Genomic DNA, 25,329 nt, shown 5'->3' with positions numbered 1-25,329 from the left:
CCGCAGGATGGTGGAGGGGGCTCGCCTCCTGACGCAGCGTTGCGGTAGGACGCCAACCCCCTCCGTCAGCCGTTCCGGCTGCCACCTCCCCGCGAGCGGGGAGGATTTGGCGTGTTCGCTCACCCCAGCCTTGCCAGTGCGGCGGACAGGCGTTCGGCTTCGGCTTCTTTCGCGGCATGGTCGGCGCGCGCCTTGTCGACGGCTTCGGGCTTGGCGCGTTCGACGAACGACGGGTTGTTCAGGCGGCCCGCGAGGCCGTCGCGTTCCTTCGCCGCGGCGGCGAGCGCCTTGCTCAGACGGTCGCGTTCGGCGGCGATGTCGATCACGCCTTCGAGCGGGACGGTGATCGTTTCGCCCTCGACGACGAGCTGCGCCGAAGCGCCAGCGGGTGCGGGGTCGAAGCTGACGGTTTCGAGGCGCGCGAGGCGGTCAAGCTGCGCAGCGAGTTTTTCGGTCCGGCCCTTGAGCGACGCCGGGAAATGCGCGGTCAGGCGCGCACCCGGCGGCAGGCCGAGTTCGGCCTTCGCACCGCGCAGTTCGCTGACCAGCTTGATTAGCCAGTCGATGTCGGCACTGGCATTGCGATCGCGCGCGCCGTCCGGCGCGGGCCATTTGGCGGTGATCAGCGGATAGTCGGCACGGTCCCCAAGCCCCGTCCACAGCTCTTCGGTGATGAAGGGCATAAAGGGGTGGAGCATGACGAGAATCTGGTCGAGCACCCAGCCGGCGACAGCCTTCGTCTCGTCGTCGATCGAGCCTTTGATCAGCTCCAGATACCAGTCGCAGAAACGATCCCACGTGAAACTGTAGATCGCGTTCGCGGCCTCGTCGAAGCGGTAGGCGGCGAAGGCGGTTTCTATCGCGGTGACGGTCGCTGCGACTTCGCCGATGATCCAGCGGTTGACTGGGAGCGTCGCCGCAGGGGCTTCGAGGGTGGTCGATGCCGAAATGCCATTGGCTTCGCAGAAGCGCGCGGCGTTCCACAGCTTGGTCGCGAAATTGCGGTATCCGGCGAGGCGTGCGTCATCCATCTTGATGTCGCGGCCCTGGCTTTCCATCGCCGCCATGAAAAAGCGCAGCGCGTCGGCGCCGTACTGGTCGATCAGCCCGAGTGGATCGACGACATTGCCCTTCGACTTCGACATTTTGGCGCCGTCGGGCGCGCGGACGAGGCCGTGGAGGTAGAGCGTCTTCCACGGCACGTCGCCCATGAACTCCATCCCCTGCATCGCCATGCGCGCATCCCAGAAGAACAGGATGTCGAAGCCGGAGATGAGGACGTCGTTGGGGTAGTGGCGTTTGACGAGGTCACTATCCTCGGGCCAGCCGAGGGTGGCGAAGGGCCAGAGGGCGGAGGAGAACCAAGTGTCGAGGACATCGGGGTCGCGCCAGATTGGGTAGTTTCGATTGTCCATCAGCTCGATGTCTTCGAGTTCTGGATTCCAATCATCCATCACTTCGACCTCAGCAGAAGCGAATAAGTCAGAATTCTTTCGAAGAGTGGCCAAATAGTCTTCAGCCAGAATGCGAGCGTCCTCAGCGCTGTTAGCAACGAAGCACTTTTGCCCCGAGAATACCGCTCGGCCATCAACCATTTCGAATTCATAGCCGTACCATGCTGGAATCCGGTGACCCCACCACAACTGCCGCGAAACGCACCACGGCTGGATATTCTCCATCCAGTTGAAGAAGGTCTTTTCCCACGTCTTGGGGACGATGTTGATGCGGCCGTCGCGCACTGCCGCCATCGGCGGCTGCGCGAGCGTTTCGGCGTCGACATACCATTGGTCGGTCAGCCACGGCTCGATCACCACGCCGCCGCGGTCGCCAAACGGCGTCTGGATCGTACGCGGCTCGGCATCGTGCTCGCCGCCGTCCTTGTCGACATGCGGGATCAGGAAGCCGCCGTCCTTCATCCGCTGCACGACCAGTTCGCGCGCGCCGTCAATGCCGTCGCGCTTGAAACGGTGGAGGCCGAGATATTCGGTGGGGATCAGCCCGTCGGCGGTCTGGATGACATTGGCATCGCCATCGAGCATGTTGAGCATCTCGGCGGGCTTGAAGCCCGCACGCTTGCCGACGTCGAAGTCGTTGAAGTCATGCCCGGGGGTGATCTTCACGGCGCCGCTGCCCAGCTCGGGATCGGCATGCTCGTCGGCGACGATCTTGAACCGGCGCCCGGTGAGCGGCTGGAGGATATACTTGCCGATCACGCTCTGGTAGCGCGCATCGTCGGGATGCACCGCGACCGCCATATCGGCGAGCATCGTTTCGGGGCGCGTCGTCGCGACCTCGATATAATCGCGCCCGTCGTCGAGGGTCACGCCGTCGGCGAGCGGATATTTGAAGTGCCAGAAGCCGCCCTGGATCTCGTGCGTCTCGACCTCGAGGTCCGAAATCGCGGTCTTGAGCTTCGGATCCCAGTTCACCAGCCGCTTGTCGCGGTAGATCAAGCCCTTTTTGTGGAGGTCGACGAACACCTTGACCACCGCACGGGTGAAATGCGGGTCCATCGTGAACTGCTCACGGCTCCAGTCCATCGAGCAGCCGAGGCGGCGGAGCTGGCCGGTGATCTGGCCGCCGCTTTCCGCCTTCCACTGCCACACCTTGTCGATGAAATCTTCGCGGGTGTAATTAGTGCGCTTGTCCTGCCGCGCCTCTAGCTGGCGTTCGACGACCATCTGTGTCGCGATGCCGGCATGGTCCATGCCGACGACCCACAAGGCATCCTTGCCGCGCAGGCGTTCGTAGCGGACGAGGACGTCCTGCAATGTGTTGTCGAGCGCATGGCCGATGTGCAGCGCGCCGGTGACGTTCGGCGGCGGGTTGACGATCGTGAACGGCGTGGCGTCGGGGCGATGCGGGCGAAACAGCCCGCGGCTCTCCCAATCGTGAGCCCATTTCGCCTCAATCGCGGCGGGATCGAATGTTTTTTCCATCGGCATAATGCGCCGCGCTTTGCCAGCCATGGTGCGGCGCGGCAAGGGGGCAATGGCGCGGTTAGGGCATCCTGTCGACGTTAGGGTTGTTCCCCGGCGAAAGCCGGTGTCGAGATGGCGCACGCGAGGTGCGCGTTCCAACTCTCTGGGCCCCGGCTGTCGCCGGGGAACAGGACGCGCCCTATTTCTTCAGATGCTTGCCCATCCACCCGAACACCGTCTGATACCATTGGACGCTGTTCTGGCCTTTCAGGATCCAGTGGTTCTCGTCGGGGAAAACCAGCAATTCGCCCTCGACGCCCTGCCGCTGCAGCGCGTGAAACACCGCGAGGCTCTGGCTATAGGGGATACGGAAATCTTTTTCGCCGTGGATCACCAGCGTCGGGGTCTTCCATTTGGTGACATGGTTGACCGGGTTCCATTTCTCGGCGTCACGGCGCTGCCACCAAGGGCCGCCATGATCATATTCGTCAAACCATGTTTCCTCGGTCTCGAACGCCATGGCGCGCAGATCGAACACCCCGGCATGGTTGACCAGGCATTTGAAGCCATCGGGCCAATTGCCCGCGATCCAGTTCATCATATAGCCGCCATAGGATCCGCCAAGCGCGCAGGCGTTGGCGGTGTCGACATTGGCGTCCCGCGCCCCTGCGGCAGCAAGGCCGCGCTTGAGGTCTTCGAGCGGCTTGCCGCCCCAATTCTGGTTGATGCTGTCGGTGAACGCCTGTCCGTAACCGATCGAGCCGTGGAAATCGATGCTGACTGCGGCGTAGCCGGGCGCCGAAAAAAGGCGCGGGTTCCAGCGCGTCGACCAGCTGTTGCCAAAGCTCGACTGCGGGCCGCCGTGGACGAGGAAGGCGACCGGAATTTTGCCCTTGGTATCGGCGGGTTTGACAATCTGCCCCCACACCGTGTCGCCGTTCGCGCCCTTGAAGCTGAATCGTTTCGCATCGACGGGATCGATCTCGGCGAGCTGGGCGCGGTTGACGTCGGTCAGGCGGGTGACCTTGCCTTTCGCGTCGCGAATGAACAGGTCGGTCGGCACCGCGATGCTGTTGCGCGAGTAGAGCAGGGCGCCGCCGGGCAGCGGGGTGACGTCGCCAATATTGCCCTCATAGACTTCGGTCGTCGTCTTGAGCTTGCTCACTTTGGCGGTCTTCACATCGACGCGGAACACCGGGTGATCGAGCACATCCTGCGCGGTAACATAGAGCGATTTGCCGTCCGCGGCCCACGCGATCGAACCCACCGAGCGGTCCCATGCATCGGTCAGCTTGCGCGTTTCGCCGCTTTCGAGGCTCCGCAGCATGAGCACCTGCCGGTCGGCCTCATACCCTGGACGCGCCATGGCGGCATAAGCCAGCCATTGGCCGTCGGGCGAGGGGGCGGGCAGGGTGTCGGTGGCCTTGTTATCCGCGGTCAAATTCTGCGGCATCATCCGGCTGTCGACCAGCCAGCTGTAGATATCGAGGTTCGTCGATGTCGGCTCGTCCTTGTCGGCCTTGCGCAGCGTGAAATACACGGTGCGGCTGTCGGCGCCCCAGGCGAGTTCTTCGCGGCCGCCGAAGGGTTTCGAGGGGCTGTCGCCGATCAGCCCGCCGTCGATCGCCCGCGCGACGCTAGCCTTGCCGCCGTCGAGATTGAAGACAAAGGGGCGGCTGTAGGTGCCTGGCGTCTCCCAGCTGTCCCAATGGCGCACGAAACCCGCGCCGTCCTTGTACAAACGGCCGGTGCCGGGGCCGGGGAGAGCGCCCTTGTCCTTGGCATCGCAGCCGAAGTCGGTGCATTCGCGCGGCACGTCGCCCCAGGCGAGCAGGCGCTTGCCGTCGGGCGAGATTTTGAAGCCCGAGACATCGGCGGCGGTGTCGGTGACTTGCGCCGCAGCGCCGCCGACCTTCGGATCGATCCGCCAGACCTGGCTCTTGCCCGACGCGTTGGAAAGGAAATAGAGGCTGCCGTCCGGGTGAAACGCGGGGGCGGTTTCATTCTTGTCGGCGGTATCGGCGACGCGCACCGGCGCCGCGTTCTTGGCATTGCGGTCGACCAACCACAGTCCGGTTGCGCGCTTGTAGGTCTCGGGCGCGGTCTCTGTCATCTGGAACACCACCCAGCGGCCATCGGGCGACGCGGTCGGCGAGGCGACGCGCTTCAGCGTCGCCAGATCGACCTCGGTCATCGGCCGGGCAAAGGCGGGAAGGGACAGGGCGGCGGCGAGCGCGATTGCGCTGGTCAAGATATGGCTTCGCATGAAAGCAGTTTAGCGGGGAGGCGCGCGCGTTCAAGGACGAACGCGCGGGAATTCATTATCGTTGGCAAGCGGGCCATATTCTGGCTTGCGGACCGGCAACGAAACCTCTCTGGCGGCGCAGCTGCAAAGGCCTCATCGCGCCGATGGTCAAGCGAATGGGATAACCAATGTTCCGCGCCATTTTGAACACGAGCCGATTGTTTGTTCCGCTGCTTGCGGGGGCGAGCCTGCGCGACCGTGTCATTGCGAGTATCGGCGCCGTGATCGGGATCGGCTTGGTCGGGCTGATTTGCGCCGCCCTGTTCCCATCGTCGATGCCTTGGATCGTCGCGCCGATGGGGGCGTCGGCGGTGCTGTTGTTTGCCGTTCCGGCCAGCCCGCTCGCTCAGCCATGGTCGATCGTCGGCGGCAATGTCATTTCGGCGATCATCGGCGCGATCGCGGCGCAAGCCATCCCCGATCCGGCGATCGCGGCGGCGGTTGCCGTTTCGGGCGCAATCCTGACCATGTCGCTGCTACGCTGCCTGCATCCGCCGGGCGGCGCGGCGGCACTTAGCGCGGTGCTAGGCGGCTATCCGCTGTTCTCCGCGCATGTCATCGATTTTCTGGTCGTCGTGTTCGTCAACTCACTGCTGCTCGTCGCGATCGGCTGGGCCTTTCATCGCTTTTCAGGGCATTCCTATCCGCACCGCGCCAAACCCGTTGAAGGAAAGACACTGACGCGGGCCGAGGATTCCGGCTTGTCGATGGGCGATATCGACGCGGCGCTCAATGATCTTGGCGAAACCTTTGACATCAGCCGCGAGGATCTGGCGCTGCTGCTCGAACGCGCCGAGGTTCATGCCGCGGCGCGGGCGGGCAAGCGATAGGCGACAGCTACCGCACCAGCGAGCCGCTTTTCATCACATGGTCGATCTTTTCGAGCACCGTGATGTCGGCGAGCGGATCGGCTTTCACCGCAACCATATCGGCAAAGCGGCCCGGCACGATCGCGCCGATGTCATCGCGGCCCATCTCGATCGCGGCGCGGCCGGTGGCGGACTGGATCGCCTGCATCGGGGTCATCCCATATTTGACCATGTTGCGGAATTGCCGCGCGTTGAGGCCGTGCGGATAGACGCCGGCGTCGGTCGCGTAACCGATATTCACCCCGAGTTCGATCGCGCGGCGAAAGGCGGCGCGCTGGGCGTGGGTAGTTTCGCGGTTCTTGCGCAGATATTCGGCGGGCCAGCCCTCTTTGGTACCGACATCGTCGATGTATGTGCCGTTATAAATGTCCATCGCCAGCCAGGTGCCGCGCGCCTTGGCGAGTTGGAGCGCCTCTTCGTCGGCGAGGCTGGCATGTTCGATACTGTCGACCCCCGCGTTGATGGCAATCTTGATGCCCTCGGCGCCATGCGCGTGCGCGGTGACCTTTTTGCCGCGCGCATGGGCGACTTTCACCACCGCGCGAAGATATTCCTCGCTGAGTTCGACCGCACCGGGCTCGGTGCCGATCGCCAGCACCGCGCCGGTGGCGATCGTCTTGATGAAATCGGCGCCACTATCGAGAAGGAAGGTCGTTTTCGTCGCCGCTTCCTCGGGCGTCGCGGCCACGCCGAGGCGCATGTCGGGCGGCAGTTGTTCGTTCGGGACCACGCCGTTCAATTCGCCGCCGCCTTTGGGCATCGTAATGTAAGCGCCCGCGACCCACATCCGTGGGCCGGGCATGTCGCCGCGCTCGATCGCATTGCGCAGCGTTACGTCGGTGAGACCGCGATAGGTGCCAACGTCGCGCACGCTGGTAAAGCCGGCATCGAGCGTCGGGGGGGGGGGGGGGGGGGCGCGGGGGGCGCCCCCCCCGACGAGGGCGGTTTCGGCGGGCGAGGCCTTGATCGGCGCTGCGAGGTCGGCGCTCTGGCCCAGATCGGCAAGGTGGGTGTGGAGGTCGATTAGTCCGGGGAGAACGGTAAAGACCGACCAGTCGAGCCGCGTGGCGCCCGCAGGAGTTGCGCCGCAGGGGGCAACCGACTTGATCCGCTCCGCTTCGACCGTGATGCACTGACCGGTGCGGACGTCGTTGGTCACGCCGTCGATCAACCGTCCGGCCTCGACATACAGCGTTTGCGCCGCCGCGGGCGTCGCGGCGAGAATCGCCGCGAGCGCAGCGGTCAGATAGCGGAGTCGAATGCGTTGCACTGGCGTGGATCCCCCGATTGCAGTCCCCGGCGCAGCCAACTCATGCGTTGTTCGCTGGTCCCATGGGTGAAGCTTTCGGGGACCGGACGCTGGCCCGCCGAGCGCATCAGCGTATCGTCGCCGATCGCATTGGCGGCGCGCATCGCTTCCTCCATATCGCCCGCTTCCATCACTGACTGACCCGCAGCGGTCTTGGCGCGTGCAGCCCAGACTCCGGCGTAGCAATCGGCCTGCAATTCCATGCGGACCTGCAATGCATTGCCCTCGGCCTGCGAGGCGCGTTGCTGCGCCTGACGGACCTGATTCGAAATGCCGCTGATCGTCTGGATATGATGGCCGACTTCGTGTGCGATGACATAGGCTTGCGCGGCGTCGCCCGCGGCGCCGAATTTCTGCTCCAGTTCGTTGAAGAAGGTTGTGTCGAGGTAGACGCCTTGGTCGGCGGGGCAATAAAATGGCCCCATCGCGGCCTGCGCCGCACCGCATTTGGAGCTGTTGCGTTCGGTGAAGAAATTAAGTCTGGGCTTTTGATAACCGCTAATTAGCCCTTCCCACACCGTGTGCGTCGATCCGAACACGTTGCAGGCGAAGCGTTCGGATGCGGTGTCGCAAGCGACGCCGGTACCGCCGCGGCTATCGGCCGCCGGATCGGCGGTGCCGCCGCCGCTGCTGAGCATATTGGCGCCGGGACCGAGCAGGAAAAAGGCAACCGCGCCGATCAGCAGAATCGTACCGCAACCCAGCTTGCGCCCGAGCAGCATCGGCAGGAAACCGATGAGCAAGCCGCCGAGGCCGCCGCCACCGCCGCCAAAGCCGCCCCCCCCGCCGCGGCCGAGGTCGCGAATATCGTCGCCGGGATCATAATCGTCGAGGCGCATGGGGGTTCTCCGCCGCTAAGTGTCCGTTTCATTTCGTTAGTTACAGCAGCGACGGGCAATTGAAAGAGGCTTCGCGTTGGACGACGCCCTTGCAATGATCTATGCTGCGGCGCACCAATCGCGCTTTCGCGAACCAAAGGCTCCCATCTCTATGCCACGCCGTGCCGCAACCGCCGCGCTCCCGCTCCCCGACCTTGTCGTGCTCGTCCTGCAGGGCGGCGGCGCCCTCGGCGCGTTTCAGGCGGGGGTGTATGAGGCAATGATCGACTTGGGGATCGAGCTCGACTGGGTCGCGGGGATTTCGATCGGCGCGGTGAACGCCGCAATCATCGCAGGCAATCCGCGCGACGCCGCGGTCGGCAAGCTGCGCGAATTCTGGAACGGCGTGTCGTCGGCGATGCCGTCGCTGCCCACCGCCGACAATGACTGGGCGCGCGAATGGGCGCATATGGCTGCGGCCGGGCAGGTGATGGCGTTCGGCGTCCCCGGCTTTTTCACCCCGCGCTTCCCGCCGCCGATGTTCGCCGAGCGGCAGACGCCCGAGGCGGTGAGCTTTTACGATACGAAGCCGCTGGTCGAGACGCTCGACCGGCTGGTCGATTGGGAGCGAGTGAACACGGGCAATGTGCGGCTGTCGGTCGGCGCAGTGGCGGTCGAGACGGGGAATTTCCGCTATTTCGACACCAAGGTCGATACCATTGATGCGCGGCATATATTGGCGTCGGGCGCGTTGCCGCCGGGGCTGCCGCCGGTCGAGATCGACGGCACCTGGTATTGGGACGGCGGGCTGGTGTCGAACACCCCGCTCGAGCATGTCGTCGACGCGGCGCATGAAGATATGCTGGTGTTCCAGGTCGACCTGTTCCCCGCGCGCGGCGACCGGCCGCATGACATGGAGGAAGCTTGGTCGCGCGAGAAGGACATTCGTTTTTCCAGCCGCACGCGGCGGATTTCGGACGGGCTGGTGCGGCGGCGCAAGGAGCATCAACTGATCGACCGGATGCTGGCGAAGTTGCCGCCCAGCATGGCCGATTTGCCCGAGGTGAAAGCGGTGAAGAAAATGGTCGATTGCAAGGCGCTGAACGTCGTGCAGCTGATCCATCAGCCGCCAAAATGGCAGACAGGCGCGCGCGATTTCGAGTTTTCGCGATCGACGATGGAGGTCAATTGGGCGCTGGGTCATGAGGCGGTCGAGGCGGCGATGAAGGACGGGCATTTGCTCGCGGAAAGTGTCGCCGAGGGCCGTTCGGGCAGTTTTGCGTTGCAAGCCAATATGTTGAAGCCGAAAATCGACCCCGATATCAACTGACACGCCCCCAGCGAAAGGAACCAACATGCGTCTTCAAGGAAAAACCGCGCTCGTCACCGGATCGACGTCGGGCATCGGGCTGGGCATCGCCAAGGCGCTGGCGAGCGAGGGCGCGAATGTCATCATCAACGGCTTTGGCGACGCCGCGGCGATCGAGGCTGAGCGCGTCGCGCTCGAAGGCTTGAGCGGCGGTAAGGCGAGCTATGACGGCGCCGATCTGACCAAGGTAGATGCGATCGCCGTGATGTTCGCGCGCGCCGATGCCGACATGGGCGGCGTCGACATATTGGTGAACAATGCAGGGACGCAGTTCGTGTCGCCGATCGAGGATTTCCCGGTCGAGAAATGGGATCTGATCCTGGCGCTGAACCTGACGTCGGCGTTCCACACGATCCGCCACGCGGTCCCCGGCATGCGCAAGAAGGGGTGGGGACGGATCATCGGTACAGCGTCGGCGCACTCACTCGTCGCCTCGCCGTTCAAATCGGCCTATGTCGCCGCCAAGCACGGGCTGGTCGGGCTGACCAAGACCGTCGCGCTGGAAGTGGCCGACGCGGGGATCACCGCCAATTGTATCAGTCCCGGCTATGTCTGGACCCCGCTGGTCGAGGGACAGATCCCCGACACGATGAAGGCCCGCGGAATGACGCGCGAGCAGGTGATCAACGATGTGCTGCTGGCGGGGCAGCCGACCAAGCAGTTCGTGACGGTCGAACAGGTCGCGGCGCTGGCATCGTTCCTGACCCGCGACGAGGCGGCGAACATCACCGGCGCGAACCTGAGCGTCGATGGCGGGTGGACCGCGGCGTGACGGAGACCTTCTCCCCTTGCGGGAGAAGGATATGAATCCTTATCGCAAAGCGATTAGGCGGAGTTGGATGAGGGTGTCGGGCGCTGCGTGCATCGCCACGCCTAATCCCCTCACCCAGCTACGACTAGCCAACAAGTTGGCAAGTCTTCGCAACCCTCTCCCGACGGGCTACGGCATTCACACATCGTGTTTTGAATGAGGGTTGAAGGGTTGTGGGAAGTCTGATTCTCTGTCCTGACTTGGATGGAGGTTTGGATGGAACTGACGCTGGGCCATTTTGGCGATTTGCGGCTGCAAAAAGGGGGGCCTTTCTTTTGGGCCGGCTTGTTGAGGTTGGTGGGCGCGCGCTTCGGGTCCGTCGTCTTGGCGGCGATCGTGCGGGCGAGATCCGGATCAGTCATTTTTACGCAATACCGCGGTGACGGTGACAGAGATGCTGGCGGAGGCCGGTCGTGGGCATTCGGAGCGTTGCCTGGGCCGCGATGTGCTGGTGATCCAGGACACGACGGTGCTGCGTTCGCAGGGCGGCGGCGGAGATTATCTGCACGCGGCGCTCGCGCTCGACGAGCAGGACGGCGCGATATTGGGCTTGGCGGGCGGCTGCTTCTTGCGGCGGCAGTCGGGGCGCAAGGCGGAACGCCGGATCCTGCCGATCGAAGAGAAAGAGAGCTTCCGCTGGCTGGAAGCGGCGGATCAGGCGGCTTCGACATGCTCAGGGGCGCGGCGGATCACGATTATCTGCGACCGCGAGGGCGACATTTACGAGGCGTTCGCGCTGCGGCCCGAGCGCGCGGACCTTTTGGTACGATCCGCGCAGGATCGCAGCCTGGGTGATGGCGGGCGGCTGTTCGCCGCGCTCGATGCGCTGCCCGAAATGGGTCGAGCCGATCTCGATCTGCCGGCCAAGCCCGGATGTCCCGCCCGCCTTGCCCGGCTCGCCATACGCTTCGCGACGATGAAGCTGGCCCGGCCGCAGCGCGGCTTCAGGGCCGGCTTGCCCGAGACGCTCGCGGTGCAACTGGTCGATGTTCGCGAGGTCGACCCGCTGCCGGGCAGGCCTGAAATCCACTGGCGGCTCCTGACCACTCGTCCCGTCGAAAATGTCCTGCACGCCTGGAAGATCGTCGATCTCTACCGCCGCCGCTGGGCGATCGAACAGCTGTTCCGCACCTTGAAAACCAAGGGGTTCGACGTCGAGGGCCTGCGCATCGAAAACCCCGAGCCGCGCGACAAGCTCGTCATCGCTGCCCTTGTCGCCGCCGTCACCATCCAGCAACTCGTCCATGCCCGTGAGGGTGGCCCGGGACCGCTCAGACCGGCAACCGATGCGCTCGACCCTGAGGACCTGCCGCTGCTAGAAGCCTATTGCGCCAAGCTCGAAGGCAAAACCGAGCGCCAGAAAAACCCTCACCCCAAAGGCTCTCTCGCCTACGCCTCATGGGTCTGCGCCCGCCTCGGCGGATGGACCGGATATTACGGAAAACCCGGACCAATCGTCATGCTCGAAGGATGGCTCGAAATCCAAACCGCCAAACGCGCAATCAACTTGATCGGCCTCAAACTCAATGTGTGAATCTAGTAGCCCGACGGGAGAGGGTAGAGTCGCTTGAGCATTCTCCTTTGCCCTCCTAAGGTTAACGCAACCGGACGAGGGGAGAGACGGAGAATGAGGGGTCGCACCAACTATTTTCTTGCCATGGCGCTGGGGCTGACGGCGGCGGGGTGCCAGTCGGTGCCGGTGGTGCCGGCAATACCGCCGTCGGCGGCCGATGCGCCGCCCGCATCGGGCAGCTGGCGCGCGACGGCAACCGATCAGGACAAAGAGCGGATTCGCGGCTGGTACGCCAGCTGGGAGGCCGCACTCGCCGACGCGCGGGCGAAGGGGCATGGCGCCAACATCGACAGCGAAGGCGTGCTGCTGCAACCGATGGCGGCGCTGCCCAACGCGTTTCTGCCCGCGGGCGACTATCGCTGCCGAACGATCAAGGTCGGCGCGAAGGGGCGCGGCGGGCTGAGCTATATCGCCTATGACTGGTTCCGCTGCCGCGTTGCGCCCGAACAGGGATTATCGAGCCTGACCAAACTGACCGGGTCGCAGCGCCCCGTCGGCCTGATCTTTCCCGACAATCTGAAACGCCAGATCTTCCTCGGCACGCTCGAGCTGGGCGACGAGAAGATGGCGGTCAATTACGGCAGCGACCGGATGCGCGACATGGCGGGGCTGGTCGAACGGATCGGCGACAATCGCTGGCGACTGGTGCTGCCCGCACCGGCGTATGAATCCTTGGTCGACGTGATCGAACTGGTCCCGGCGAGCTGAGGCAGACTTTGAATTGCTCAAGGTCTGATTGATAACTTTGTTCTCCCGCGAAGGCGGGAGCCCATCACCGGTCGGTGCTAGTTTGAAGGCACCGGAGAAGGGTCCCCGCCTTCGCGGGGAAACGCGAATCTTTACCGAGCCCATCCGCGCAAGGACGATCACGCGTATGTACAGGGGAATGACAATGCGGAATTTGTGGACGGGCGCCGCGGCGCTGGCGCTGGCAGTATCGGGAGCCACCCCCGCGGCGGCGCAGCAGCTGGGCGGCGAGGTGCAAAAGCAGATGCCGTCGCTGATGAAAATCTATGGGGATCTACACGCCAACCCCGAACTCAGCTTCATGGAGGTGCGCTCGGCGGGCATCTTGGCGGCGGAGGCGCGCAAGCTGGGGTTTGAGGTGACCGAAAAGGTCGGCGGCACCGGCATCGTCGCGGTGATGAAGAACGGCCCCGGACCGGTCGTGCTGGTCCGCGCCGATATGGACGGGCTGCCTGTGACCGAGCAGACTGGGCTGCCCGGCGCGTCAAAGATGCGCGTGACCACCGCGGAGGGCGTCGAAACCGGCGTGATGCACGCGTGCGGCCACGACACGCATATGACCGCATGGGTCGGCGTCGCGCGATTGATGGCGGCGAACAAGGCGAACTGGTCGGGGACGCTGGTGATGATCGGCCAGCCCGCCGAGGAACGCGGCGCGGGCGCGCGGATGATGCTGGAGGACGGGCTTTATACCCGCTTTCCCAAACCCCAATATGCCCTCGCGTTCCACGACGCGGCGCAGTTTCCCGCCGGGGTGATCGGCTATACGCCGGGCTATGCGCTCGCCAATGTCGACAGCGTCGATATTTTGGTCAAGGGCGTCGGCGGTCACGGCGCCTATCCGCAAACGACCAAGGATCCGATCGTGCTGGCCAGCCGCATCGTGTCGACCTTGCAGACGTTGGTTTCGCGGGAGATCAGCCCGCTCGACAGCGCGGTGGTAACCGTCGGCAGCTTTCACGCCGGGGCGAAGCACAATATCATTTCGGACGAGGCGAAGCTGCAACTGACGGTGCGCAGCTATACCGACGAAGTGCGCAATCATTTGCTCGACGGCATCGCGCGCGTCGCGAAGGGCGAGGCGATTGCGGCGGGGATTCCCGAGGACAAGATGCCGGTGGTGAGCGTGCAGCGGGACGAGTTCACTCCCTCCACCTTTAACACCCCTGATTTCACCGAGGAAATGGCAGCGTATCTGAAAACCAGTTTTGGCGAAAAGCGCGTCGTGCAGGTACCGCCGGTGATGGGCGGCGAAGATTTCGGCCGCTTTGCGCGCGACGACAAGGACATCAAGAGCCTGATCATCTGGGTCGGCGGGGTGCCGCAGGCCGAATATGACGCGGCAAAGAAGGAAGGCCGGACGCTGCCGAGCCTGCACTCGCCCTTCTGGGCGCCCGAGGCGGACAAAGTGATCGCGACCGCGACTGAGGCGCTGACGTCGATGACGATGAAGTTGATGGCGAAGAAGTAGGCGGGGAGCGACAGCCACACCCCCTAAGCAGAGGGCGCTGCGTCGGCTTTCGAGAAGGAAATGACGACGCTCAGGCCGTTGCCCGGTTCCGAACGGACGGCGACCTTGGCCGACGCATTCTGCTTCAACGACTGGACGATGATGGCGCCAAGTTTGCCCGGCTTCGGCCATGCGACACCCTCGGCCAGACCGACCCCATCGTCCGCGACAGTGATATGGCAACCGACATCGTCGATCAGGCTGTGGAGGGTGATCGTTCCGCCGTCGCGGCCGTTGAACGCGTGTTTGAGCGCGTTCGTCAGCAATTCATTGACCACCAGCCCCGCCGGCATCGCAACATTGACCGAAGCTGGCCAGCTATCGAGCTTCATGTCGAGCCGGACGCCGTCGGTCGCATGGGCGGCCATCACGGACGTGGCAATTTGTCCTAGGTAGATCCCCAGATCGATGCTGTCGTCCGCATTTTCCCGGGACAAGGTGTCGTAAAGCACCGCCAAAGCGCCGATCCGGCCCGCAAGCCGGTCGAAACGCTCGCCGGTATCTCCGTCGGGGAAATTGCGCGCTTCGAGCCGGATCAGCGCCGTGATCATCTGCAGATTGTTTTTGACGCGATGCTGAAGCTCGCGAAGCTGTGCGTCTTTCGCCGCCAGAGCTGCCGTTTGACCGTCCGCCGCTCTTTCGTTGCCTGTGGGCGCCAGCGCGACGAGGCGATAGAGTGGCGTGCCATCGTCGTCTTCAATCGTATTTGACCAGGCATCCACAACGGTGGCGCCCGCGTCCTGCTCGATCCTGAATTCGCCGATATAATCGACATCGGCCTGAACGGCGTCGCGCAGAAGCCGATCGTCGTCGGCCGGGGCGGCCACGCCGGGCAGCGCCCGCCAGCTTTTTCCTTCGATTTCGGCAATGGGATGGCCGGTCAGTCGCTCGAACTCGCGATTTGCGTAGGTGATCAGTTCCGACGGATGAAGTTCGGACACTGCGACGGCCACGGGCACATAATCGAGAAACTGTTTGAAGCGTTCATTCTCCAGCGCATCCGCCAGATTCGGCGTATCCAGCAGCGTCTCCACCTGATCGGCATTTTCGGTTTTCATCATATTTCCCTGGTCGCAACGTGCTACGCGTAGCTGGTCGATGACATTCGTGCCAATTTTAACTCACGCGCCACGGCGGACTTTTCATCGCACGACGGTGCTCACTCAAAGTGGGGGCATGTTCCCTGCTGGCAGCGTTTCGATGTCCGCGGGCGCCTCGACAATCGGAGTTTCTTGATCGGGGAGAGTATCGGCCTGAGGGACCGTAGGTTCGACTGGCGGGCCAACGGTGATAGCGGGGATCCTAACCCTCAGCGCATCGATTTCGCGTTGCCGCATTTCCAGATAGAGGGTGCGCGTCTCGACATAGGGATCGAGGCTTTGTTGCTGCAGACGTTCGATCTCGGCATCGCGTTCGATGCGATCGTTGAGCGCCCGGACGACCGTCGTCGGGACCGCGTAAGCGGTGCGGTTGAACGGCTTGCCGATCGCGGTTGGCAGGACCAGCATGTCGAGGCCGTTGCCGGCCATGTCGCGCAGCGTCGTCGCGCCGAACAGCGGCAGGTAGAAAAAGGGACCGGGCTCGACGCCGTAAAAGCCCAAGGTGTTGGCAAAGCCGTTGCGCCGATACGGCAGGTTGAACGGCTTTTTCTTGGCCACGTCGAACAGGCCGCCGACGCCGAAAGTCGAGTTGATGGCAAAGCGGCCGAGCGTTTCGGCGGCCTTGCCGATCTTGAACTGCAACAGATAGTTCAGGAAATTGACCGGCTCGGTCAGGTTGCGCAGCGCATTGCCCACCCCGTCACGGACCGGTTCCGGTACGATGCCCTGATAGCCCATCGCGATCGGGCCGACGAGCGCCTGATCGATCGCCTGGACAGCGCGATAGGATTCGACGTTGACCGCTTGCAGCGGATCGCCCGGCGGGGCGTCGCCGCGCGCCGTCACAACGATTTCGTTCGGCGCCCCTGGTGCCGGGGTCGGCTGCTCGCCGCCGGATGGTTCGGGCGTGACCGGCGCAGGCGATGGGTTGGTGCCGATCGTCGGCACGACCTTTGGCGGCAGAACATCGCCCGCATAGGGCTGTGACGTCGTCTCCGTCAGGATTTCGGGCGCAACTTCGGCAGCAGCGGGCGATGCGCCGGACAGCAAAAGAAGCGCGGCGACGGCCGAAACACTCATCGCGCGCGCGGTCCAGTCATCGCAAGATTTGCAAGCATCGGTGACATAACTTGAACTCCTAACAGGGGATGAGCCCGGAATCATGATCAACGGCACCCTCCCTGTCGTCAAATGTTGCTTAACGGGGTTTAGCGGTCTGGAAACCTTTATCTTTCCCCTACCGAGGGGAAAGATGGAAGAAATTGCACTTGTGCCACCGCTCGCCAATCCGATCTGCCGGGCAAAGTCGAGGGCGATGGGGCGGCTGCGCTATCTGTGGCGTAGCCATGGGGAGTCGCAGACGGCGCGCAGCGCCAGCGGGACCGTTCGCGAAGCGAATGGTGGAGGGGCGTTACGACGGCAGCTCCATCGCCCCTCCGTCAGCGCTTCGCGCTGCCACCTCCCCATCGCTTCGCGACAGGGAGGATTGGGGTCAGGTTTAGAACGCGCCGCCGCGGCCTGCGCCTTCGGTGAAGCGTTTCGCCCCCGCGGCGGCGCCCTCACGCAGCGGCGCGGCCCCGGCGTGGGCTTCGTGCGTTAGCGCATCGGCGAGGTCGAAATCCCATTGGCGATACGCGCTCATCCGGTCGCTGGTCATGCACAATTGAGGAAAGGCGGCGATCTGTTTGGCGAGGGGGATCGCCGCGGACAGCGCTTCGCCGTCGGCGACGACGCGGTCGGCGAGGCCGATGTGCTGGGCTTCGGCAGCGTCGACAGGGCGGCCGGTCAGGATCATGTCGAGCGCGCGGCCTTGGCCGACGATGCGCGGCAGGCGGACGGTGCCGCCGTCGATCAGCGGCACGCCCCAGCGGCGGCAATAGACGCCGAACACCGCGCTCGCCGCGGCGACGCGCAGGTCGCACCAGAGCGCGAGTTCGAGCCCGCCCGCAACCGCGTGGCCCTCGATCGCGGCGATCACCGGCTTGTCGAGCAGCATCCGCGTCGGCCCCATCGGGCCGGGGCCGTCGGGGTCGTAGCGCGCGGCGCCGACGGCATTGAGGTCGAAACCGGCGCAGAAATGCCCGTCGCTGCCGGTCAGGATCGCAACGAGGGCGTCGCTATCGGCGGCAAAGGCGGCGAAGGCGTCGCGCAACGCCGCCGCGGTGTCGGGATCGACCGCGTTGCGGCGCGGTCGATCGTGACGATGGTGATGGGGCCATCGCGGGCGATGATGACGGACAATCAAACCTCCCCTGTTGCCGGCCTGCCGCCGGGATCGGCATTTTTTGAGCTAGCATGGTCGGGGAGGGTCTTGAAACGATCATATACCCCACCTAAATCTCACTTATGCGGGCCGGGCCCCTCTGGCGTCGGCGGGATTTTTCCCGCCACGTGATGTCGGACCGCATCGGGTGACACCGATGCTCTGGGCCTACCTCCCCCTTAAACCCGGGTCCGGCATCGGCGTCACCTGCTTGATTTTCAATCAGGAGGCCCAAGTTCATGACGCTTAATCCCAATCTCTATCGGCTGACCCTGCTGCACCGCCAGCTGGACGAAGCGGCGCGGCGCGAAGCGCGGCGGCGCGGGGCCGATCCGTTTCGGCTGCTGCGGCTGAAAACGCTCAAGCTCGCGGTCAAGCGGCGCCTGGCGGCGCTGTCGCTGCGTCCGGCGCTCGCGCGCTAAATCCTTCTAATCACGACCGGAAGCGTCGCCCCAGGGCGGCGCCTTCTGGCGTATCCAGGGACAATCACCATGGAATTTCTGTTTGCCGACTGGTTGGGCACCCCGGCATGGTTCTGGCTGGCGTTCATCGCGCTGGTCATTGCGCTCACCGCCTTTGACCTTGGCATATTGAACAAGGAGAACAAGGAGATGGGGATCGGGGAGAGCCTGAAGCTCTCGGCGCTCTACATCGGCATCGCGATGGCGTTCGGCGGCTGGGTCTGGGCCGCGAAGGGCGGCGAGGCGGGGCTGCAATATTACACCGGCTTCTTCATCGAGAAGGCATTGTCGATCGACAATATCTTCGTCATCTCGCTGATCTTTGCGACCTTCGCAATCCCGCCGCGCTATCAGTATCGCGCGCTATTGTGGGGCATCGTCGCGGTGATCGTGCTGCGCGGGATCATGATCGCGGGCGGCGCGGCGCTGGTCACCGAATATGAGTGGCTGCTCTATGTGTTCGCCGCGTTCCTGGTGTTCACTGGCATCAAGATGCTGTTCGCGGGCGACAAGCCGATGGACGTCGCGGGCAACCCGGTGGTCAAATGGCTGTCGCGGCACATCCCGATCACCAACGAGTTGCACGGTGAAAAATTCTTTGTGCGGGTGCCGGACACCAAAACCGGCAAGCTGGTGCTGGCGGCGACGCCGTTGTTCCTCGCGCTCGTTGTCATCAACCTCGCCGATCTGGTGTTCGCGGTCGACAGCGTGCCGGCGATCTTTGCGATCACCACCGACACGTTCATCGTCTATACGTCGAACATCATGGCGATCCTCGGCCTGCGCGCGCTCTATTTCGCGCTGTCGGCGATGGTGCACCGCTTCCACTACCTCAAATATGCGCTCGCGCTGGTGCTGGTGTTCATCGGGTCGAAGATTTTCGTCGCCGATTTCGTCCTCGGCGGCGACAAATTCCCGCCGCTGGTCAGCCTGGGCGTGACGGTCGGGTTGATCGCGGGCGGTATCATCTGGTCGCTGGTCAAGACACGCGAGGAGGAGGCCGCACCGGTCGTCCCGTGATGGCACGCCCCGTGGACGGCGCGCCGTCCTCACCCCCCCCAAATGGGGATGGGGGCGGCGCGGATCTGCCCGTAAGTGCAGCGACATAACCCGCCGGGGGGCTGGGATATGACGGGGCAACAGGCATGATGATTTCGCGGCGACAGGCGATGGGGACGGGCGTGGCGGCGCTGGCGGCGGCATCGCTGCCGAGCTGGGCCGAGGCGAAGGGCAAGGCGAAGCCGCCGGTCGAGATCAAACGCCCCGAGCTGCTCACCGGGCTGTCGCAAGTTGGCATTTTCGCCTTCACCGTCGCGTTCCTCACCGAGCGCAAGGCGTCGGCGAAGGCGGGCGGCGGGCTGCTCGGCGGCGGTTTCGGCGGCAAATCGACCGCGCGCAGCGCGCTGGTCGGGGTTGGCGACAGCGATTTTCAGGCGGCGACCGACGCGGCTTACGCCCATTTTGCGGCGCAGCTGGCCGCAGCGGGGATCGCGCCGGTCGATTATGCGTCGGTGGCGGCGCATCACGACAGCAATTTCAAACTGCTGGAAAATGGCCATGAGCGCGACTTGCTCGAAAGCCGTAACGCCAGCGGCAAGGCGCGGCTTTTCGGCCCCGGCGCGATCGGCGCGCCGATCCAGTTACAGGAATGGGGCGATGCGCTGACCGGCGGCGGGTTCAATTTTGCGCGCCACATGATCTTTGCCTCGCAGTCGGCGAAGGCATTTGCGAAGGCTAGCGGGGTTCCCGCGATCGCGGCGCTGCTGGTCGTCGATTTCGCCGATGCCGAAACCTATGGCGGCGCGTTTCGCAACAGCTCGGCGGTCAAGGTTGATTCCAACCTGGCGATCATGGGCGAGCGCAGCCGGATCGAGATTTTTGCGCCGAACGGCAAGACCGGACGCATCGCGCTGGGCGACGATGTCGCGACGAGCGGCGATTTCGGCAGCTTCGACGACAGCACCAGCGGCGGGCACAAGGCGGCTGAGACGGTCGCCAACGTCATTGGCGTGCTGGGCGGCATCGGCAGCAACAAATCGCGGCGCTATACGATGACCGCCGATCCCGTGCGGTGGCGCAGCGGGCTGGACGAGCTCTCTCGAGAGGCGCTGACTCGGCTGGTTCAGCCGCTGTCAACGCGCTGATTGCCGTGGCTTTCGCGAGCTCTGCGACCCTTCGTCGAGGGCCGCGGCAATCAGCTCTGGATGCTGGAGGTGGAGCAGGCGACCTGCGCCGGCGATCCGATGCGCAGCGGCGCTGGGCCATGCCGCGAGCAGGCGCGGCCAAGCGTCGTCGGGGCGATACAGGGCATCCTCTTCGCCCGACAGGATGGTGATGAAGCTGCCGTCGGATAGCGGCGGCAGTTCGCTGCGCGGTTCGACGTCGCCGACGGCTTCGAGCCCGACGCCGCCCTGAATCGCGGCGAGACGGGTGGCATACACATAGGCGCGGCGAATGGCGGGATCGGCGAAGAGGCGCTGGTCGGCGGCGCTCGCCCCGAAAAAGCGCAGCGCGATCCGCTCGATGATGCTGTCGGACAGATGGCTGGCGAGGTAGCGGGTGAGCGGACGGACGAGCCGCGGCGCATGATAGAAGATGCGTTTGTACCGCCCCGCCAGACCCGCCATCCGCGCGTCGGCGGCGGGGGGCGGCTCGGGGTTGAGCACGACCGCGCGCGCGATCCGGTCGCGATGATGGGCGGCAAGATGCGCGAACAGGATCGTGCCGCCGCGCGCGATGACATGACAGCGCGCTGCGCCCAAGCTGTCGGCGACGTCGAGCACGTCGCGGATTTCGTTGTCCAGATAATCGCCATCGACCACGTCGGTCAGGCCGTAGCCAGGCCGGTCGATCATGACCGGGCGCAGCCCCAGTTCCTGCAACCGCGCGACATAGGAGCGCGGGACATAGCGGCTGGTCGTCGCAGTGTGGAAGTGGAGGGCGGGGATGCGATCGCGCGGGCCATAGTCGGCAAAGGCGATGCGACCGGCGCGCCCACGACGCTGGATGAGGCGCAGCGGTTCGCTCGCCGCGGAGAGATCGGTGGCACCGATATCGGAGGCGGCGAGCAGGCGCGCCACAATGCCGAGCTGCGCCGCCACGACCGACAGGCCGACCGCGGACTGGACGCCGACGAGCTGAAACAGGATCTTGAGTTCCGCTTTGGCCGTCTCGCGGCCGAGTCCGAGCTGCCGCGCAGCTTCGTCGCGCGTCGAGCCGAGCGCGATGAGCCGCGCGAGCGCGACCTGGCGGTCGGACAGGCCGATCGCCTGTTGCAGATGATTGCCGAGTTCGAGCGGCTGGGGAGCATCGATCGCGTCGAGTTGCAAGGCGGTGGCGACGAGTGCGCCCTGCCGGGCAAAACCGCTTTTGGCGAGCGCCGCCTTGATCGACCCGCGCGCGGTTTCATAAGTGATCGCTTCGCTCGCCGCTGCATCGCGCAGATCGCCGGTGCGGGCCAGCGCGGCGAGCAGGCGGTTTTCGCGCGGGGTGAGGGCGAGCATCCGGCCCGCGCGGACAAGTCCTGCGCTCCCGGGGAGCAACGCGCGATGAACCAGCACGATATGCCCCGCGCTGGCGCCCGTCTGACGACGCTGCCATTCGGCGGCGGGCGGCCAGCGCGCGGCCTGCTGCTGCGGGACGGTCAGCACGACAAGCGGCGGGCAGTGGTCCTGCGCGACGAACGACAGTCCAGGATGGTCACCCGGCTGCACCAGCTCGCCATGGGCAAGCGAGTCGGTTAGCGCGGCGCAATCGGTGAGCAGCGGATCAGCGCCGATCCACCCGCCATTTGCCGAAAGCCCGCCGACCGCGAAGGCTTCGTTCAGCACCGCCGCGGGGGTTGGTACGCCGTCCGTCAGAGCCCATGCCCCGCGCTCGCTGCCGGTCCAGCGTGCCAGCGCCTCGATCAACGCGTCGGGCGCGTCGCTCAGCAACGGCTCAGCAGCAGATGATGTCGGGGGCGGGGATCGCGCGGCCATGCGGCGATATGCCTTTATCTTTCCGCGCGTTGCAACCCGGGCGATCGCGAGACGCGGTCTTACGATGAAAATGTCCGCCGGAGGCCTTGCGGCTTCCGACGGACAGGCTTTCCTCCCCAGGAAAGCAGGGGAGGCGCGGAGGCAGGGTCGCTTGCCCCCGCACCAAGCCGGGTGGGGGGGGGGGGGGGGGGCGGGGGGGCCCTCGGGCCCGCGCCCCCCGAACTCGTATCAGGCGGCGAACTGGTTCATCGTGTTGTCTTTGCCCGCGGCCTTGAGCGCGGCTTCGCCGGCAAAATATTCCTTGTGGTCGTCGCCGATGTCGCTTCCCGACATATTCTGGTGCTTGACGCAGGCGATGCCCTGACGGATTTCGGCGCGCTGGACGCCCTTGACGTAACCCAGCATCGCTTCGTCGCCGAAATATTCCTTGGCGAGATTGTCGGTCGACAGCGCAGCGGTGTGATAGGTCGGCAGGGTGATCAGGTGGTGGAAAATGCCCGCCCGCTTCGCCGAATCGCGCTGGAAGGTGCGGATGCGGTTGTCGGCTTCGTCGCCGAGCGGGGTGCCATCAAAATCGACGCTCATCAGCTTGGCGCGGTCATAGGCGCTGACGTCCTGGCCGTCCTTCTCCCACGCATCATAGACCTGCTGGCGGAAGTTCAGCGTCCAGTTGAAGCTGGGCGAGTTGTTGTACGCGAGCTTCGCATTGGGGACGACTTCGCGAATGCGGTCGACCATGCCGGCGATCTGTTCGATGTGCGGCTTTTCGGTTTCGATCCACAGCAGGTCGGCGCCGTTCTGCAGCGACGCGATGCAGTCCATGACGCACCGGTCCTCGCCGGTTCCGGCGCGGAACTGATAGAGGTTCGAGGGCAGGCGCTTCGGGCGCATCAGCTTGCCGTCGCGGTTGATCAGGACGTCGCCGGGGTTGCCCGCGCCGTCGACCTCTTCGCAATCGAGGAAGCTGTTATACTGATCGCCAAGGTCGCCGGGCTCTTTCGAGAAGGCGATCTGCTTGGTCAGGCCCGCGCCGAGGCTGTCGGTGCGCGTCACGATGATGCCGTCCTCGACGCCCAGTTCCATGAAGGCGTAGCGGCAGGCGCGGATCTTCGCGATGAAATCCTCGTGCGGCACGGTGACCTTCCCGTCCTGATGACCGCACTGCTTTTCGTCGCTGACCTGATTTTCGATCTGGAGCGCGCAGGCGCCAGCCTCGATCATCTTCTTGGCGAGGAGGTAGGTCGCCTCGGCGTTGCCGAAGCCGGCGTCGATGTCGGCGATGATCGGCACGACGTGTGTTTCATGATTGTCGATCGCCGATTGGATCTGCTTCGCCTTGAGTTCGTCACCCTCGGCGCGCGCGGCGTCGAGTTCGCGGAAAAGGCCGCCGAGTTCGCGCGCGTCGGCTTGGCGCAGGAAGGTGTAGATTTCCTCGATCAGCGCCGGAACGCTAGTCTTTTCGTGCATCGACTGGTCGGGCAGTGGGCCGAATTCGCTGCGCAGCGCGGCGATCATCCAGCCCGACAGATAGATGTAGCAGCTCTTGACGGTACCGAAATGCTTTTTGATCGAGATCATCTTCTGCTGCGCGATGAAGCCGTGCCAGCAGCCCAAGGACTGGGTGTAGTTTGCGGGGTCGGCGTCATAGGCCGCCATGTCGGCGCGCATGATGCGGGCGGTGTAGCGGGCGACGTCGAGGCCGGTGCGGAATTTGTTCTGGGCGCGCATGCGGGCGATGCTTTCGCCGCTGATACCGTCCCATGTGCCGTCGTAATCGCGGATGAGGCGGCCTGCCTGTGCCATGTCTTCCTGGTAACCCATCATCTTTGTCCTTGAGAGGAGGTGATGGGTGGATGTTGGCGAAGATGCCGCGGAAAGTGAAAAGCTTTGTCAATAATATTTGTGAAATATGGCCTATCGGTGTAAATTAGCGTGTAAAATAGTAAAGAAAGTTACAAACGATGGCGGAGCGACGGGTGTTTGCCGGGCCGGCGGTGCGCAAGTCGCGGCGCGAGGCGGGGATGACGCAGGCGGCGATGGCCGAGGCGCTGGATATCTCGCCAAGCTACCTCAATTTGATCGAGCATGGCCAGCGGCCGTTGTCGGCGACGGTGATCGTCAAGCTGGCCGAGCGGTTTGGATTCGATGCCGCGACGCTGGGCGTCGACGCGGTGCCGGGCGGCGCGGCGGGGTTGCGGCGGCGCTTGTCCGACGCGCGCTTTGCCGATCTGGGGATCGGCGCGCAGGAGATCGAGGAGTGGCTCGCGACCGCGCCCACCACCGCTGCGGCCTTTGCCCGGCTGTTCGATGCGGCGCCCGAAGCGGGCGCGGCTTTACAGGAAGAAGCGCCCGAAGTTGCCGCGGTGCGCCGCGCGATCGAGAAATGGCGTAATCATTTCGCCGATCTGGACGCCAAGGCCGAGGAGCTGGCCGACGAATTGCGGCTCGCGGGCGGCGATCTTTATGGCACGATTTCCGAGCGTTTGCGCACCCGGCATCAGCTGGGCATCCGCATCCTGCCGTCGGACGTGATGCCCGACCGGCTCCGCTGGCTCGACTGGCACGCGCGGCAACTTATGCTGAGCGAGCTGCTGCGCCCTGCCTCACGCACCTTTCAGGCTGCGGCGACGCTGGCGCAGATCGAGGCGAAGGGCGAGATCGACGCGCTGGTCGCGGGCGCCGAATTTGCCGAGAGCGCGGCGGCGCGCCTGTTCGAGCGGCATCTGGTCCATTATTTCGCCGCAGCACTGATGATGCCGTACAGCCGCTTCCTGCGCGCGTGCGACGCGACGGGGTACGACCTGCTGCTGCTCCAGCGGCGCTTTGGTGCAGGTTATGAGCAGGTCGCGCACCGGTTGACGACGTTGCAGCGCGTCGGGGCGCGCGGGCTGCCCTTTTTCATGCTGCGCATCGACCGCGCGGGGCAGGGGAGCAAGCGTTATGCCGGAGCGAGTCAGTCGCCGCTGGTCGATGGCGACACGCGCTGCCCGTTGTGGGGGGTGCACGAAGCCTTTGCGCGGCCCGGCGAAGTGATCGCCGATCTGGTCGAGTTGGAGGACGGGTCGCGCTGGTTCACGCAAAGCCGCAGCGTCGCCGCGCCCGGCGCAACGGGCAGCGGCACCCCGGCGCGCTTTGCGGTGTGCGTCGGGGTTGTTGCGAAGGTCGCGGCGCCCTTGATCGCGGCGCGCGGCATAGCCCAGATGCGATCCCCCGCGACTCCGATCGGGCAGGGCTGCCGCCCCTGCACGCGCCCCGGATGTGTGCAACCGTCGATGCCGCCGCGGGGCCGGGCC

18 protein-coding genes and 1 pseudogene are annotated in these 25,329 nt (G+C 64.9%); 10 read left to right on the top strand and 9 right to left on the bottom strand.

What is annotated here, in order from left to right; all coding sequences use genetic code 11:
- Window positions 1-119 precede the first annotated feature (119 nt).
- Window positions 120-2,945, bottom strand: coding sequence for a valine--tRNA ligase (locus K0M74_RS14045; protein ID WP_293973645.1), 2,826 nt, complete (start codon window positions 2,943-2,945; stop codon window positions 120-122).
- Window positions 2,946-3,120: 175 nt separating this feature from the next.
- A complete protein-coding gene (locus K0M74_RS14040; RefSeq protein ID WP_293973598.1) occupies window positions 3,121-5,187 on the bottom strand; it encodes a S9 family peptidase in 2,067 nt (688 codons plus the stop codon).
- 167 nt (window positions 5,188-5,354) lie between these two features.
- Here K0M74_RS14040 and K0M74_RS14035 point away from each other — a divergent pair, with 167 nt between their 5' ends.
- Window positions 5,355-6,056 carry an HPP family protein gene (locus K0M74_RS14035; protein WP_293973594.1) on the top strand — a complete coding sequence of 234 codons (702 nt, stop codon included), beginning with the start codon at window positions 5,355-5,357 and terminating at the stop codon, window positions 6,054-6,056.
- Between the two features lie 7 nt (window positions 6,057-6,063).
- Here K0M74_RS14035 and K0M74_RS14030 read toward each other — a convergent pair whose 3' ends face one another.
- Together K0M74_RS14030 and K0M74_RS14025 are read right to left on the bottom strand one after the other, a co-directional pair.
- Window positions 6,064-7,365, bottom strand: coding sequence for an amidohydrolase family protein (locus K0M74_RS14030; RefSeq protein ID WP_293973591.1), 1,302 nt, complete (start codon window positions 7,363-7,365; stop codon window positions 6,064-6,066).
- Window positions 7,338-8,243, bottom strand: coding sequence for a neutral zinc metallopeptidase (locus K0M74_RS14025; RefSeq protein ID WP_293973588.1), 906 nt, complete (start codon window positions 8,241-8,243; stop codon window positions 7,338-7,340). Before K0M74_RS14025 ends, K0M74_RS14030 begins: the two co-directional genes overlap by 28 nt.
- 151 nt (window positions 8,244-8,394) lie before the next feature.
- On the opposite strand from K0M74_RS14025, the gene K0M74_RS14020 reads away from it, so the two are divergent.
- From K0M74_RS14020 to K0M74_RS14000, 5 genes and pseudogenes are all read left to right on the top strand, one after another.
- Window positions 8,395-9,552, top strand: a complete 1,158-nt coding sequence (locus K0M74_RS14020; protein WP_293973586.1) for a patatin-like phospholipase family protein — start codon at window positions 8,395-8,397, stop codon at window positions 9,550-9,552.
- A 25-nt stretch (window positions 9,553-9,577) separates the two neighbouring features.
- Window positions 9,578-10,363 (top strand): 3-hydroxybutyrate dehydrogenase, encoded by a 786-nt coding sequence (locus K0M74_RS14015; RefSeq protein ID WP_293973583.1) that lies wholly within the window; start codon window positions 9,578-9,580, stop codon window positions 10,361-10,363.
- A 412-nt stretch (window positions 10,364-10,775) separates the two neighbouring features.
- Window positions 10,776-11,936, top strand: a pseudogene (locus K0M74_RS14010) (IS4 family transposase); the annotation flags it as partial.
- A gap of 93 nt (window positions 11,937-12,029) precedes the next feature.
- Window positions 12,030-12,683: a DUF4893 domain-containing protein gene (locus K0M74_RS14005; protein ID WP_293973580.1), complete on the top strand. Its 654-nt coding sequence runs from the start codon at window positions 12,030-12,032 to the stop codon at window positions 12,681-12,683.
- A 184-nt stretch (window positions 12,684-12,867) separates the two neighbouring features.
- Window positions 12,868-14,193 carry an amidohydrolase gene (locus tag K0M74_RS14000; RefSeq protein WP_293973577.1) on the top strand — a complete coding sequence of 442 codons (1,326 nt, stop codon included), beginning with the start codon at window positions 12,868-12,870 and terminating at the stop codon, window positions 14,191-14,193.
- Window positions 14,194-14,216: 23 nt separating this feature from the next.
- On the opposite strand, the gene K0M74_RS13995 is transcribed toward K0M74_RS14000, so the two are convergent.
- From K0M74_RS13995 to K0M74_RS13985, 3 genes are all read right to left on the bottom strand, one after another.
- Complete coding sequence (locus tag K0M74_RS13995; protein ID WP_293973574.1) at window positions 14,217-15,293, bottom strand: histidine kinase dimerization/phosphoacceptor domain -containing protein; 1,077 nt, start codon at window positions 15,291-15,293, stop codon at window positions 14,217-14,219.
- Between the two features lie 102 nt (window positions 15,294-15,395).
- Complete coding sequence (locus K0M74_RS13990) at window positions 15,396-16,412, bottom strand: MlaA family lipoprotein (protein ID WP_293973570.1); 1,017 nt, start codon at window positions 16,410-16,412, stop codon at window positions 15,396-15,398.
- 418 nt (window positions 16,413-16,830) lie between these two features.
- Entirely contained in the window at window positions 16,831-17,577 is a 747-nt protein-coding gene (locus K0M74_RS13985) for a crotonase/enoyl-CoA hydratase family protein (protein ID WP_293973567.1), read from the bottom strand.
- 257 nt (window positions 17,578-17,834) lie between these two features.
- Between K0M74_RS13985 and K0M74_RS13980 the strand changes: the two genes are divergently transcribed.
- The 3 genes from K0M74_RS13980 to K0M74_RS13970 all read left to right on the top strand — a co-directional run bounded on the left by K0M74_RS13980 (window position 17,835) and on the right by K0M74_RS13970 (window position 20,200).
- Window positions 17,835-18,017: a hypothetical protein gene (locus K0M74_RS13980; RefSeq protein ID WP_120216033.1), complete on the top strand. Its 183-nt coding sequence runs from the start codon at window positions 17,835-17,837 to the stop codon at window positions 18,015-18,017.
- A 69-nt stretch (window positions 18,018-18,086) separates the two neighbouring features.
- The gene (locus K0M74_RS13975; protein WP_293973564.1) at window positions 18,087-19,076 is read left to right on the top strand and encodes a TerC family protein; all 990 of its coding nucleotides are present in this window, start codon (window positions 18,087-18,089) and stop codon (window positions 19,074-19,076) included.
- Window positions 19,077-19,201: 125 nt separating this feature from the next.
- On the top strand, window positions 19,202-20,200 hold the full coding sequence (locus tag K0M74_RS13970; protein ID WP_293973561.1) for a hypothetical protein: 999 nt from the start codon (window positions 19,202-19,204) through the stop codon (window positions 20,198-20,200).
- Here K0M74_RS13970 and K0M74_RS13965 read toward each other — a convergent pair.
- Together K0M74_RS13965 and K0M74_RS13960 are read right to left on the bottom strand one after the other, a co-directional pair.
- Window positions 20,189-22,036 carry an alpha/beta fold hydrolase gene (locus tag K0M74_RS13965; RefSeq protein ID WP_293973558.1) on the bottom strand — a complete coding sequence of 616 codons (1,848 nt, stop codon included), beginning with the start codon at window positions 22,034-22,036 and terminating at the stop codon, window positions 20,189-20,191. The genes K0M74_RS13970 and K0M74_RS13965 overlap by 12 nt on opposite strands.
- A 228-nt stretch (window positions 22,037-22,264) precedes the next feature.
- Window positions 22,265-23,857, bottom strand: coding sequence for an isocitrate lyase (locus K0M74_RS13960; protein WP_293973555.1), 1,593 nt, complete (start codon window positions 23,855-23,857; stop codon window positions 22,265-22,267).
- Window positions 23,858-23,997: 140 nt separating this feature from the next.
- Here K0M74_RS13960 and K0M74_RS13955 point away from each other — a divergent pair.
- On the top strand, window positions 23,998-25,329 hold a 1,332-nt coding region (locus K0M74_RS13955; protein WP_293973552.1), incomplete at its 3' end, for a short-chain fatty acyl-CoA regulator family protein.

The sequence above is a fragment of the Sphingopyxis sp. genome (assembly GCF_019459305.1).
Taxonomy (GTDB): Bacteria; Pseudomonadota; Alphaproteobacteria; order Sphingomonadales; family Sphingomonadaceae; genus Sphingopyxis.
Note: the sequence above shows the minus strand (reverse complement) of the source record. Positions and strands in the feature narration are given on the sequence as shown.

Excerpts from the sequence above, each read along its gene's own strand:
- K0M74_RS14045 (WP_293973645.1), bottom strand. The coding sequence starts at position 2,945 with ATGCCGATGGAAAAAACATTCGATCCCGCCGCGATTGAGGCGAAATGG.
- K0M74_RS14040 (WP_293973598.1), bottom strand. The coding sequence starts at position 5,187 with ATGCGAAGCCATATCTTGACCAGCGCAATCGCGCTCGCCGCCGCCCTG.
- K0M74_RS14035 (WP_293973594.1), top strand. The coding sequence starts at position 5,355 with ATGTTCCGCGCCATTTTGAACACGAGCCGATTGTTTGTTCCGCTGCTT.
- K0M74_RS14025 (WP_293973588.1), bottom strand. The coding sequence starts at position 8,243 with ATGCGCCTCGACGATTATGATCCCGGCGACGATATTCGCGACCTCGGC.
- K0M74_RS14020 (WP_293973586.1), top strand. The coding sequence starts at position 8,395 with ATGCCACGCCGTGCCGCAACCGCCGCGCTCCCGCTCCCCGACCTTGTC.
- K0M74_RS14015 (WP_293973583.1), top strand. The coding sequence starts at position 9,578 with ATGCGTCTTCAAGGAAAAACCGCGCTCGTCACCGGATCGACGTCGGGC.
- K0M74_RS14005 (WP_293973580.1), top strand. The coding sequence starts at position 12,030 with ATGAGGGGTCGCACCAACTATTTTCTTGCCATGGCGCTGGGGCTGACG.
- K0M74_RS14000 (WP_293973577.1), top strand. The coding sequence starts at position 12,868 with ATGCGGAATTTGTGGACGGGCGCCGCGGCGCTGGCGCTGGCAGTATCG.
- K0M74_RS13995 (WP_293973574.1), bottom strand. The coding sequence starts at position 15,293 with ATGATGAAAACCGAAAATGCCGATCAGGTGGAGACGCTGCTGGATACG.
- K0M74_RS13990 (WP_293973570.1), bottom strand. The coding sequence starts at position 16,412 with ATGAGTGTTTCGGCCGTCGCCGCGCTTCTTTTGCTGTCCGGCGCATCG.
- K0M74_RS13980 (WP_120216033.1), top strand. The coding sequence starts at position 17,835 with ATGACGCTTAATCCCAATCTCTATCGGCTGACCCTGCTGCACCGCCAG.
- K0M74_RS13975 (WP_293973564.1), top strand. The coding sequence starts at position 18,087 with ATGGAATTTCTGTTTGCCGACTGGTTGGGCACCCCGGCATGGTTCTGG.
- K0M74_RS13970 (WP_293973561.1), top strand. The coding sequence starts at position 19,202 with ATGATGATTTCGCGGCGACAGGCGATGGGGACGGGCGTGGCGGCGCTG.
- K0M74_RS13965 (WP_293973558.1), bottom strand. The coding sequence starts at position 22,036 with ATGGCCGCGCGATCCCCGCCCCCGACATCATCTGCTGCTGAGCCGTTG.
- K0M74_RS13960 (WP_293973555.1), bottom strand. The coding sequence starts at position 23,857 with ATGGGTTACCAGGAAGACATGGCACAGGCAGGCCGCCTCATCCGCGAT.